The organism is Streptomyces sp. NPDC057474, from assembly GCF_042802555.1.
Classification (GTDB): Bacteria; Actinomycetota; Actinomycetes; order Streptomycetales; family Streptomycetaceae; genus Streptomyces.
On record NZ_JBHVDX010000267.1, the window covers coordinates 1 to 12,122 of the forward strand.

Consider the following 12,122-nt stretch of genomic DNA (forward strand, 5'->3'; position numbering starts at 1 on the left):
CGGCCGGGAACGGGGTATCAACATATCTGGCGTTGATTTTTGGCACGCTGTTGAGTTCTCAAGGAACGGACGCTTCCTTTGTACTCACCCAAGTTCTTCTCGGGCTTTCCTCCGGGCAGTTTCCCTTCGGTCTTGCGTTTCCCACTCTATCAGTGTTTTTCCGACTCTCTGACCACGCTTCCGTAGGCATACCGAAGCGGACCCCGAGATAGGATCTGACAAGTTGGATGCTGCTGAGGCAGGACGCTCAGTTGCGCCGCTCGGCCCCGAGCAGGGTTACGACTGTACAGCTGGCTCGAGAGCTCGCGCAAATCGATTACGTGCCTCTCGGCGGCCGCCGAGCCGTACGTCTCATGCGGAACCGGCAGTTCATATGACATACGCTGCTCCACAGCGCGTCGCCTGGGACAGGCAGAGGCGGCGGCCATATGAATCTCCACCCCCGGGAGGGTTCCCATGACCACCGTGACGTCCCCTCTTGCAGGACGCGCCATCGGACTGACCGCCGTACCGGACCCCGTGTTCTCGGGCGCGATGGTCGGCCCCGGCACGGCGATCGACCCCGTACGCGAAGCAGGGGAGGCTGTCGCCCCCGTCGACGGAGTCATCGTCTCGCTGCACCCGCACGCGTTCGTAGTGGTCGACGGTGAGGGACATGGTGTGCTGACGCACCTCGGTATCGACACCGTGCAGCTGAACGGCGAGGGCTTCGAGCTGCTCGTCAACAAGGGCGACACCGTGCAGCGGGGGCAGGCCGTGGTGCGCTGGAACCCTGCCGCAGTCGAGGCCGCGGGTAAGTCCCCGGTATGCCCCGTTGTGGCTCTGGAGGCCACGGCCGACTCCCTCTCCGAGCTCCGCGAGGACGGCGACGTGAAGGCCGGCGACACGCTCTTCGGCTGGCAGTGACGTCAGGGCCGTACCGGACCGCAAGTTCCACAACCACCGCGGCGGCGGGGCCCGCCGCACTATCGGAGACAGGTGAGATGGACACAACGCTGCGAGGCGTCGGGGTGAGCCACGGTGTGGCGATCGGCGAGGTTCGGCACATGGGAACGGCGGTGCTGGAGCCGCCCGCCAAGCAGATCCCGGCGGAGGAAGCGGAGCGCGAACAAGGGCGCGCCCGTAAGGCCGTGGACGCGGTGGCCGCCGATCTGATCGCGCGCGGCAACCTGGCCGGGGGCGAGGCCCAGGCCGTGCTGGAGGCCCAGGCTCTGATGGCCCAGGACCCCGAGCTGATGGCGGATGTGGAGCGACGTATCGCCGTGGGAAGCACGGCGGAGCGTGCTGTCTATGACGCCTTCGCCGCGTACCGCGCGCTGCTGGCGGGGGCCGGCGAGTACCTCGCGGGTCGGGTGGCCGACCTCGACGATGTGCGGAATCGTATCGTCGCCCGGCTGCTCGGGGTTCCCATGCCAGGTGTGCCGGACAGCGACGAGCCGTATGTCCTCATCGCTCGTGACCTGGCGCCTGCGGACACCGCGCTGCTCGACCCGACGCTCGTCCTCGGTTTCGTCACCGAGGAGGGTGGGCCGACCAGTCACAGCGCCATTCTGGCGCGGGCGCTCGGGGTGCCGGCCGTGGTCGCGCTGCCTGGGGCCGGGGAGCTTGCCGAGGGCACGGTGATCGCCGTGGACGGCAGTACCGGTGAGATCTTCGTGAACCCGAGTGCGGAGAAGAAGGCCGAGCTGGAAGCCGCCGCCGCTGCGCGGAAGGCGGCAATGGCAGCGTCGAGCGGGCCGGGGGCGACCTCCGACGGGCACAAGGTGCCGTTGCTGGCCAATGTAGGCGGTCCCGCTGACGTGCCTGCGGCCGTGGAGGCCGGGGCCGAGGGGGTCGGGCTGTTCCGTACCGAGTTCCTCTTCCTGGACGACAGCAAGACGGCGCCGTCCGAGGAGAAGCAGGTCGAGGCGTACCGGAAGGTGTTGGAGGCCTTCCCCGAGGGGCGTGTGGTCGTGCGGGTACTCGACGCCGGCGCCGACAAGCCGCTGGAGTTTCTGACCCCGGCCGATGAGCCGAACCCGGCACTCGGTGTGCGCGGCCTGCGGACGCTGCTCGACCACCCCGAGGTGCTGCGGACGCAGCTGACGGCGCTCGCGAAGGCGGCCGAGGGTCTGCCGGTCTATCTCGAGGTCATGGCGCCGATGGTCGCGGACCGCACGGACGCCAAGGCGTTCGCCGACGCGTGTCGTGAGGCGGGTCTGCAGGCCAAGTTCGGTGCCATGGTGGAGATTCCGTCGGCGGCGCTGCGGGCGCGGTCGATCCTGCAGGAGGTCGAGTTCCTCTCGCTGGGGACCAACGACCTCGCGCAGTACACGTTCGCGGCCGACCGGCAGGTTGGTGCGGTGTCCCGGCTGCAGGACCCGTGGCAGCCCGCGCTGCTCGACCTGGTCGCGCTGTCCGCGGAGGCGGCGAAGGCCGAGGGCAAGAGCTGTGGCGTGTGCGGCGAGGCGGCGTCGGATCCGCTGCTCGCGTGTGTGCTGACCGGTCTGGGTGTCACCTCCCTTTCCATGGGCGCGGCGTCGATTCCGTATGTGCGGGGGACATTGGCGAAATACACGCTGGCGCAGTGCCAGCGTGCCGCGGCTGCCGCGCGCGCGGCGGACACGGCCGAGGAGGCTCGCAGCGCGGCGCAGGCGGTGCTGTCGGGCGAGTAGGCGTCACGAGGTTCGATCGGTGTCGAGGGGCGCTCCATCTCTGGGTGGGGCGCCCCTCGCCCGTTCAGTGGGTGTGTTCGTCCGTGGCCGGGCCGCCCCTGCCGATGTCGTCCCCCAGATCGGGTGGGGTGCAGTAGTCGACGCCGGACTCCGGGGAGACGAGGTCTCCGGATTCCATGTCGGTGCAGTAGGCGTCGAAGACCTCTCCGGCGGTGAGCGGTTCGAGGCTTTCGCCGCGCAGGCGCCAGCCGTAGACGCGGTCGGTCGTTTCCGGGGTGGTGGTGCGCATGACGAGTCCGCCGGGGCTTCGGGTGGCGATGCCGAGGGCCAGGACCGTGGCGAACTCCAGGGCTTCGGACTCGTCGAGCTGCGTGGCTCCTTCGTCGTTCTGGTCGGCGTGGAGGACGGCGGCCAGCGCTTGGGGCCTGGCCGAGACACTGCACACGAGGTGGCGTTCGCCGGGGCCCGCGGTGTCGAGGATGCGCCTGAGCAGCTGCATGGCGCGGGCGAAGGCCGCGCGTCCGATGTCCTCGCCGCAGGAGGCACAGTCGCCGACCTGGGCGAGGAGTGTAGTCGCGTACTCCCAGGTGGCGAGGCGGACGGCTTCGTCGATCAGTTCGGGGACGAGTTCGGCGAGGGGCTGCCCGTCGTAGGGGACGGCGGCGCCAGTGGCCGCGAGTTCGGCGGTGAAGCGGGTGCGGCTGGACGGGGTGTCCGGTTCGAGGCCGGTGTCGGCACAGAACTCCGCGTACTCCTCCGGGTCGAAGAGGGCGACCGTGGTGTGGTTGCCCTGCGCGGCGAGCGTCCTGAGCAGGGCTTCCACTTGTCGGAGATAGGTCGGGTGGTCGTCGAAGGTGAAGCTGCGGTAGCGCCGCATGACGGTGAAGTCGTGCTCGTCGGCCAGCAGGCCGATGGTGCCCGCGATCTCGCGGCGCAGGACCCGTCGCATGCTCTGGTGGCTGGTGTGTGCCATGTCTTCCCCCTGTGCGAGCAGTCAATCAATGCTCACTCACAGTAATCGGGGGCACTGACAACGCCGGTCGGCCGAGGGGTGGTCACGCTCGTTTGCGGGCCAGGTCCTCGTAGAAGCGCAGGAGGTCGAGGTTGTCGATGGAGCCGGGGTTGACCGCCTTTTCCAAGGGGGTGCCCTGGAGGAGTCGTTTGACGGGGACTTCGATGCGTTTGCCGGTGAGGGTGTGCGGGACGCCGGGGACTTCGATGACCTCGTCGGGGACGTGGCGCGGTGAGAGTTGTTCGCGGATGGTCTGCTTGATGCGGTCGAGCAGGGCCTCGTCGAGGGCTGCTCCGGGGGCGAGTTGGACAAAGAGCGGCATCCAGTAGCCGCCGTCGGGCTGTTCGATGCCGATGACGAGCGATTCCTTGATCTCGGGAAGTCGTTCGACGGCTTCGTAGATGTCGGCCGAGCCCATGCGGACGCCCTGGCGGTTGAGCGTGGAGTCGGAGCGGCCGTGGATCACGACGGAGCCTCGGGAGGTGAGGGTGATCCAGTCGCCGTGGCGCCAGACGCCGGGGTAGGTGTCGAAGTAGCTGTCGTGGTAGCGGGTGCCGTCAGGGTCGTTCCAGAAGTGGATCGGCATGGACGGCATGGGGTTGGTGACGACGAGTTCGCCGACCTCGTCGACGAGGGGTTTGCCGCTGGGGTCCCAGGACTGGAGGTCGGTACCGAGGCTGGGGGCCTGGAGTTCGCCGATGTGGACCGGGAGCGTGGGGACGGCTCCGGCGAAGCAGGAGCACACGTCGGTGCCGCCGCTGACGGAGGCGATCCAGAGGTTCTCGCGGACCTCGTCGTGGAGCCAGCGGAAGCCGTCGGGCGGGAGCGGGGAGCCCGTGGTGCCGACGCACTGGACACGGGAGAGGTCGTAGTCGCGGCCCGGGTGGATGTCGGCCTTGCGGCAGGCCATGACGTAGGCGGCGGAGGTGCCGTAGAGGGTGGCGCCGGTGCGTTCGGCGACGCGCCACTGGGCGCCGGTGTCGGGGTGGCCGGGGCTGCCGTCGTAGAGCACGATCGTGGTGCCGGTGAGGAGGCCGGAGACGAGGAAGTTCCACATCATCCAGCCGGTGGAGGTGTACCAGAAGAAGCGGTCCTCGGGGCCGAGGTCGCAGTGCAGGCCGAGTTGTTTGAGGTGTTCGACCAGGATGCCGCCCTGGGACTGGACGATGGCCTTGGGGAGGCCGGTGGTGCCGGAGGAGTAGAGCACCCACAACGGGTGGGCGAACGGGACCTGTTCGAACGTCGGGGTCACGTCCGCGGCGGTCAGGGCGGACCATTCCAGGGCACCCTCGGGGGCCTCGGTGCCGAGGACGGGGATGTGGACGACGGCGCGCAGGGTGGGCAGTTCGCGGCGGAGTTCGGCGACGGTGTCGCGGCGGTCGTGTTCCTTGCCGCTGTAGCGGTAGCCGTCGACGGTGAACAGGACGACGGGTTCGACCTGTTGGAAGCGGTCGAGGACGCTGCGGGCGCCGAAGTCCGGGGCGCAGGAGGTCCAGACGCCGCCCACGGCGGCCGTGGCGAGGAGGGCGACGACGGCCTGGGGGATGTTCGGGAGGTAGCCGCTGACGCGGTCTCCGGGGCGTACGCCGAGGGCGCGCAGTTCGGCGGCCAGGGAGCCGACTTGGCGGCGCAGCTCGGACCAGGTCACGGGGCGCGGTTCGTGGGTCTCGTCGACGTGGAGCAGGGCCGGTTCGTCGGCGCGGGCGTCGGCCGCGCGGAGGGCGTGTTCGGCGTAGTTGAGGGTGGCCCCGGGGAACCACTCGGCGCCGGGCATGGCGCGATCGCCGAGCACGCGCGCGTAGGGCGTGGAGAACCGCACGTCGAACCACTCGGTGACGGCCTTCCAGAACGCCTCGAGTTCGTCGACGGACCAGCGGTGCAGAGCCGGGTATCCGCCCTCGGCGGGGGCTCCGTGGTGTTCGGCCGCCCAGGACTGGAACGCGGTGATCTTGGCCCGGGCGATGCCTGCTGCGTCGGGCTGCCAGAGCGGCGAGGGGTTCGCTGAGGTCATGGGGCGGCTCCCGGGACTGTGCGCGTGGTGTGCGTCGGGCGCGTACGGGCAGGGGTGTGCGCGTGACGCGGCTGACACGGACGATGCCATGTGATCGACTTCCGCACCAGGGTGAGCCGCAGATGGTCGGCGACGTGAAGATGTGCCGTCACCACGGGTGAACGGAAGTTGAACGGCTCACACGAATGGCCCGGTCAATGGCAGGGTGAACGGCATGGACGGTCGTGACCTGGTGCGTTCGGTGAAGGCGATCGGTTCGGCGGGGGTGGCTCAGGGGCTGCGCACCGTACGGGCCGCATGGCGCAGGAGGCGTGCCGACGCCGCCGGGTTGCCGACGCGGGGCGCTGAGCGGGCTCGGGTGCCCGGGCCGGTGGTGGATGTGGAGCCGGGCCCCGGCGGCGGGATCGTCCGGTTCGGCCGGTCCGCGCTGCGGGTCACCGTCGACGTGAACGGGGCGGTCTTCTGGGGCTGGGACGGGGCCGGGCCGGAGCCGTCGTACGCGCTCGCGGGCCGGTGCCCGGAGCCGGATCCGCGGGCCGTTCTGGAGCCGGACAAGGACGGCGGCTGGCGGGTCGTGGCGGAGCGGGTGACGGTCGTGGTGTCGCGGCACGGCGCCGTCGAGGTGCGTACGCCCGGTGGAGTGACTCTGCGGCGTGATCTGCCGCCCCGGTGGTGGGAGCCCGTCGGTGGGGGCGAGGCGCGGTGGGTGCAGCGCTCCGAGGTGGCGGCCGACGCGCGGTTCTTCGGTCTGGGCGGACGGGCGGCCGGGCCCCGGCTGCGTAGCGGAACGTATCGGCTGTGGAACACGGATCCCGGTCATGCGTTCGCGCCCGGCGACGATCCGCTGTACATCACGATGCCGGTGCAGATGGTGGTGGCCGACGCGGCCACGCACCTGGTGTTCCACGACACCACGTGGGACGGCACGGTGACGGTGCGCGAGGGCGAGGAGGGCGCCGGGTCGGGGCACGACCGGGCCGGGACCTCGGAGCTGCGGATGGGCGGCGGCCCGCTCCGCTGTTGGGTGATAGTGGGCACCCCCGCGCGTGTGCTGCATGCCTGGGCCGCTCTCACGGGGGCTCCGGCGCTGCCGCCCGCGTGGGCGTTGGGGCACCATCACGCGCGGTGGGGCTTCGGGAGTGAGCAGGAGGTGCGGCGGATCGTCGCGGGCTACCGGGAGCACGGTCTGCCGCTCGACGCGGTCCACCTGGACATCGACCACTACGACGCCCATCAGGTGTTCACGGTCGATGTGGAGAACTTCCCGAAGCTGCCGGATCTCGCCGACGAGTTGCGCCGGGACGGGATCCGGCTGGTGTCGATCGTCGACGCGGCGGTCGAGGCGCGGCCGGGCAACGCGGTGTACGACAGCGGGACGGCCGAGGACGCGTTCGTGCGGGACGCCGCCGGGCGGGTCGCGGAGGGCCTCGTATGGCCCGGGGATTCGGTCTTCCCCGATTTCACGCGTGCGCGTACGCGCACGTGGTGGGGCGGTCTCTACGAGGAGCGCCTGGCGCAGGGCTTCGCCGGGTTCTGGCACGACATGAACGAGCCGACGTCGTTCACGGCGTTCGGCGAGAACACGCTGCCCCGTTCGGTCCGGCACGATCTGGAGGGCCGGGGCGGTGATCATCGCGAGGCGCACAACGTGTACGCGCTGTGCATGGCCCGCGCCGGGTACGAGGGGCTGCGCGAGCTGGTGCCCCAGGAGCGGCCGTTCCTCTTCTCGCGCTCCGGGTGGGCCGGCATGCAGCGTTACGGAGGGACGTGGTCCGGGGACGTGGCGACGGGCTGGCCCGGGCTGCGGGCGTCGCTCTCGCTGGTGCTGGGGCTGGGTATGTGCGGGGTGCCGTATTCGGGTCCGGACGTGGGCGGGTTCGACGGGAGCCCGTCGCCGGAGCTGTATCTGCGGTGGTTCCAGCTCGGCGCGTATCTGCCGCTGTTCCGTACGCACGCGAGTCTGCGGGCGGGGCGCCGGGAGCCGTGGGAGTTCGGGGACGAGATCGTCGGGCACGCGCGCGTGGCGCTCGTCGAGCGACGGCGGTTGCTGCCGTACTTCATGACGCTGGCCCATCTGGCGCGTCGTACGGGGGCGCCCTATGTGCGTCCGCTGTGGTGGAGTGCGCCCGAGGACCGGACGCTGCGCGACTGCGAGGACGCGTTCCTGCTGGGTGACGCTCTGTTGGTGGCGCCGGTGCTGGACCCGGGCGCGGACCGGCGTGCGGTGCAGCTGCCGCGGGGGCGCTGGTACGACACAGTGACCGGACAGGCGTACGAGGGGCCGGGGCAGGTACTGCTGGAGGCGCCCCTGTCGCATATCCCGGTACTCGCGCGCGCGGGTGCCGTGTTGCCGGTCCGGGGCGCCGACGGCGGCCTGGAGCTGGAGGTGTGGGCACCCGCGCGCGGGCGGACGGGGGGCGGGCTCGTGGTGCCGGACGCGGGCGACGGCTGGGACGAGCCTGAGGTCGAGCGGTACACGGCCCGCTGGGAGGGGCCGCGTGTGGTCGTGGAGCGGGACGGGGACGAGGGTCCGGCCGAGCCTTCGTGTCCCGTGCGGGTACGCGGGCTCGACCGGGAGTGAGCCGGTTCGGTTCGGCGTGGGTGCGGCTCAGATGTAGCGGCCACCGAAGAACCCCTGGACGGCCAGGGTGTGCAGGGGGAAGGCGAGCTCGGTGGGTCTGCGCAGCAGGTGCCAGCCCTCCGTCTCGTCCGTGGCGACGGACGCCGGCAGGCTGGCGGCCGGGCGCTCCGGGAGGAGCCCGAACAGCAGCAGATGACCGTCGGGTGAGCTCATGGCGTCGGCGAGGCGCACCTCGCGGTCGGCCACGCAGATGCCCGTCTCCTCCTTGAGCTCACGGACGACTGCATGCCGCCAGTCCTCCCGGTGGTCGATGAAGCCACCGGGCAGGGCGGTGCCCCCGCGTGCGGGGGCGATGGTCCGTGTGATCACGACGAGGGCTGTGCCCTTGGTGTCGTACACGGGCTGGAGGGCCACCGCGACGGGGAGCGGATTGCGGTAGGCCACTGTGTGGCAGGCCTCGCAGGTGCGGGGCCAGCCGGACACGCCCTCTCCGTAGGGCGCTCCGCATCTCGAACAGTGCGAGTCCGGTGCGGAGTTGGCGGGTGGGTGTTGATTCGGGGACACGCGGCGGACTGTATCCGATCATCTGCTGGTCGTCTTACCGGGGCGGCGCAATGCGCCACACCGCCGCATCTGTGGGTACGCGTGAGGGCCGGCCGGAACCACCCCCGTGGGCCCCGGCCGGCCCTCCCGATACTGCGACGCCGGCCGGGGCTCGTTGGTTCTCCCGCGACCTGCCCAATTCGAGATGCTCGTGCCAGAATTCTGACGCACCATCAGATCTGCTCGCCGGGGAGGGACTTTGTCGCGAAGTCGCACACCTGTGGTCGTCGGCTGGTTCACCGGGGAGGGCGAGGGGTTCCGGCTGCTCGGCACGCGCTGTTCGGCGTGCGCGTCGGTGTTCTTCCCCCGTGAGGACGCCTTCTGCCGCAACCCGGGCTGTCCGGGCGGTGACCTGCGCGAGGTCCCGCTGTCGCGGCGGGGCCGTGTGTGGTCGTACACCGATGGCCGGTACCGGCCTCCGTCACCCTACGTGTCCGATCCGGAACTTCCGTGGGAACCGTACGCGTTGATCGCTGTGGAACTGGCCGAAGAACGCCTCGTGGTGCTGGGACAGGCGGTTCCCGGGGTCACCGTCGCCGAGCTGGCGGTGGGCATGGAGGTGGAGGTCGTCCCCGGTGTGCTGAACGAGGACGCGGAGACGACCTGGACGACATGGCACTGGAGGCCTACGGGGGTGGGGGCATGACAAGTGAGGTGGCGGTGCTGGGCGCGGGCATGCACCCGTGGGGTAAGTGGGGAAGGAGTTTCGTCGAGTACGGGACGGTGGCGGCGCGTGCGGCGCTGGCCGACGCGGGGGTCGACTGGCGGGAGGTCGGCTCGATCGTCGGCGCGGACACGGTGCGTGGCGGCTATCCGGGCTATGTGGCGGGGGCGACCTTCGCGAAGGCGCTGGGCTGGCAGGGCGCCCGGGTCACGAGCGTGTACGCGGCCTGCGCGTCCGGAGCTCAGGCGGTGGGAACCGCGCGGGCCCAGATCCTCGCCGGCCTCGCGGACGTGGTGCTCGTCGTCGGTGCGGACTCGGCTCCGAAGGGGTTCTTCCGGCCGGCCGGCGGGGATCGGGCGGACGATCCGGACTGGCTGCGCTTCCGGGTTCTCGGGGCGACCAATCCGACGTACTTCGGGCTGTACGCGCGGCGGCGGATGGCGGTGCACGGGGACACGCCGGAGGACTTCGCGCGGGTCAAGGTGAAGAACTCCGCGCTGGGGGCGCTCAATCCGTACGCGCGCTATCGCAAGCGGGTCACCGCCGAGGAGGTCGCGGCCTCCGCCGTCGTCGCCGACCCGCTGCGGCTGCTGGACATCTGCGCGACCTCGGACGGTGGCGCGGCACTGGTGCTGTCCAGCATGGAGTTCGCGCGGCGGCACGGCGTGGCCGAACCCGTGCGGATACGGGCGGTGTCCACGGTGACGCCCCGCTATCCCAACACGGTGCTGGATCTGCCGGACATCGCCACGGACTCGGCGGTCGCGGCAGCGCCGCCGGACGAGACGTTCCGGGCGTCCATCGCGCGGGCGGCGTACGCGGAGGCGGGTGTCGGGCCCGGGGATCTCTCGTGCGCCGAGGTCTACGACCTGTCCACGGCGCTGGAGTTGCAGTGGTACGAGGACCTGGGGCTGTGTGGCGAGGGCGAGGCCGCGAAGCTGCTGCGGGACGGTGTGACGGCGCTGGGCGGGCGGATACCGGTGAACGCCAGCGGAGGGCTGGCCTCTTTCGGAGAGGCGGTTCCGGCGCAGGCGATCGCCCAGGTGTGCGAACTGGTGTGGCAGTTGCGGGGCGAGGCGACCGACCGGCAGATCGAGGGGGCGCGGGTGGGCATCAGCGCCAACCAGGGGCTGTTCGGGCACGGGTCGGCGGTGATCGCCGTTCGGTGATCCTCGGGCAGGTGTGCGCACGTGCTGTGACGGCCCGGGAATCCCGCGTGAACAGCGCATGAATCGCGTCCGGGTCCGCGTCGGCGGCGCCATCATGCTCCCGTGCATTCCTGGCCGGACACGCTCCGCTTCGCCTTCCAGCCGATCGTCAATCTGACGACCGGAGGGGTCGCGGCGGTGGAGATACTCGCGCGTCCGGAGACCGGTGACGTCCTCGCCGAAGCCCGCAGGGACCCCGAACTCGACGGCAGGCTGGCCACGTCGGCGATCCGGGCGGCGGCTCGCCGGGAGACGTTGCTGCCGCTGCATGTGAACGTCTTCGCCGCGACGCTCGCCGACCTGGGCGGCCTGCCCGCGCTGCGGGACGCCGTACGGGAGGCCGGCCGGTTGCCGTGGGAGGTGACTGTCGACATCGTGCCGCCGTACACGCATGTGCCGCGGCCGGCGCTGCTGGAGGCCGTCGCCGTGCTCCGGGGCGAGGGCTTCCGGATCTGTGCGGACGGGGTCGGCGACGGTGACGTACCCCTGCGGTTGCTCGTGGATCTTGGGCCCGGCCTGGTCAAGCTGGACGCGTCGCTGCTGGCGCGGCCGGCGGCCGTACGGGCGATGCGGACGCTGTGCGACCAGGTGGGGGCGCTGCTGTCGGTCGAGGGGGTCGAGACGGAGACGCAGTGCGCGGCCGCGGTGGCGGCGGGCGCGCAGTTGGCGCAGGGCGAGTTGTTCGCGCCGCCCGCGCGACTGCCCACGGCCGAGGTGTACGTTCCGCCCCTCTCCCCCGGGGTCTCGGCTCCCGCTTCGGGGCCTTCGGTTCGGCAGTTCCTGCGGCCTGCCGCGCTGCTGCCCGTGACGGCTTCGGCGGGCGAGGTTCGGGCGTTGCTCACCGGCGCGCCCGAGGTGTCCGAGGTACTGCTCGTGGACGGCTCCGGGAGGCTGGTGCGGTCGGTGCAGGGGTCGCGGTTCCTGCTGTCGCTGTCGGCCCGCTACGGGCACGCCCTGTACGCCGACCGGCCGGCCGCCAGGCTCGGTGATCCGCCGCGTACGGTCGGCGTCGACGCCACGGCGTGGGAGGTGCTCGACGTGGTGGCGGTGGGGGACCGGGACCGTACGTCCGACGATGTGGCGGTGGTCGACCGGTGGGGGCGGTGCGTGGGTGTCGTACGGCTGGCGGATCTGCTGCGGGCGCTCGCGGAGAGCCGGGTCGAGGAGGCAGCGGGGCTCAATCCGCTGACGCGGCTTCCCGGTTCGGACGCGGTCACCGGTGAGGTGGACCGGTGGATCGCGGACGGCCGGGTGTTCGCGCTGAGTTGGCTGGACGTCGATCACTTCAAGCAGGTAAGACCGACCGGCAAATGGATCACTTGAGGCGTCGGGTGGTGGGCCGGCCGTCCCAGCGGTAGCGGCTCGTCGCCCGTCGGATGAGCATGCGGA

At 71.2% G+C, this 12,122-nt stretch carries 8 protein-coding genes and 1 pseudogene; 6 read left to right on the forward strand and 3 right to left on the reverse strand.

Going from position 1 to position 12,122, the window contains the following annotated elements; translation table 11 throughout:
- Positions 1-456 precede the first annotated feature (456 nt).
- Both ACFU53_RS41895 and ptsP read left to right on the forward strand, forming a co-directional pair.
- Entirely contained in the window at positions 457-906 is a 450-nt protein-coding gene (locus ACFU53_RS41895) for a PTS glucose transporter subunit IIA (RefSeq protein WP_384004974.1), read from the forward strand.
- A 77-nt stretch (positions 907-983) separates the two neighbouring features.
- Positions 984-2,654 (forward strand): phosphoenolpyruvate--protein phosphotransferase, encoded by a 1,671-nt coding sequence (ptsP, locus tag ACFU53_RS41900; protein WP_384004976.1) that lies wholly within the window; start codon positions 984-986, stop codon positions 2,652-2,654.
- A 64-nt stretch (positions 2,655-2,718) separates the two neighbouring features.
- On the opposite strand, the gene ACFU53_RS41905 is transcribed toward ptsP, so the two are convergent.
- Entirely contained in the window at positions 2,719-3,627 is a 909-nt protein-coding gene (locus ACFU53_RS41905; protein ID WP_384004977.1) for a hypothetical protein, read from the reverse strand.
- A gap of 82 nt (positions 3,628-3,709) precedes the next feature.
- Complete coding sequence (locus tag ACFU53_RS41910; protein WP_384004979.1) at positions 3,710-5,677, reverse strand: acetoacetate--CoA ligase; 1,968 nt, start codon at positions 5,675-5,677, stop codon at positions 3,710-3,712.
- A 214-nt stretch (positions 5,678-5,891) separates the two neighbouring features.
- On the opposite strand from ACFU53_RS41910, the gene ACFU53_RS41915 reads away from it, so the two are divergent.
- Complete coding sequence (locus ACFU53_RS41915; protein ID WP_384004981.1) at positions 5,892-8,258, forward strand: glycoside hydrolase family 31 protein; 2,367 nt, start codon at positions 5,892-5,894, stop codon at positions 8,256-8,258.
- Positions 8,259-8,285: 27 nt separating this feature from the next.
- Here ACFU53_RS41915 and ACFU53_RS41920 read toward each other — a convergent pair whose 3' ends face one another.
- Positions 8,286-8,822: an NUDIX domain-containing protein gene (locus ACFU53_RS41920; protein ID WP_384004983.1), complete on the reverse strand. Its 537-nt coding sequence runs from the start codon at positions 8,820-8,822 to the stop codon at positions 8,286-8,288.
- A gap of 259 nt (positions 8,823-9,081) precedes the next feature.
- On the opposite strand from ACFU53_RS41920, the gene ACFU53_RS41925 reads away from it, so the two are divergent.
- From ACFU53_RS41925 to ACFU53_RS41935, 3 genes and pseudogenes are all read left to right on the forward strand, one after another.
- Positions 9,082-9,507 carry a Zn-ribbon domain-containing OB-fold protein gene (locus ACFU53_RS41925; protein ID WP_384004987.1) on the forward strand — a complete coding sequence of 142 codons (426 nt, stop codon included), beginning with the start codon at positions 9,082-9,084 and terminating at the stop codon, positions 9,505-9,507.
- On the forward strand, positions 9,504-10,694 hold the full coding sequence (locus tag ACFU53_RS41930; protein ID WP_384004985.1) for a lipid-transfer protein: 1,191 nt from the start codon (positions 9,504-9,506) through the stop codon (positions 10,692-10,694). The genes ACFU53_RS41925 and ACFU53_RS41930 overlap by 4 nt, the downstream gene beginning before the upstream one ends.
- A gap of 102 nt (positions 10,695-10,796) precedes the next feature.
- Positions 10,797-12,029 (forward strand): annotated as a pseudogene (locus tag ACFU53_RS41935) (EAL domain-containing protein); the annotation flags it as partial.
- Between the last annotated feature and the right edge of the window lie 93 nt (positions 12,030-12,122).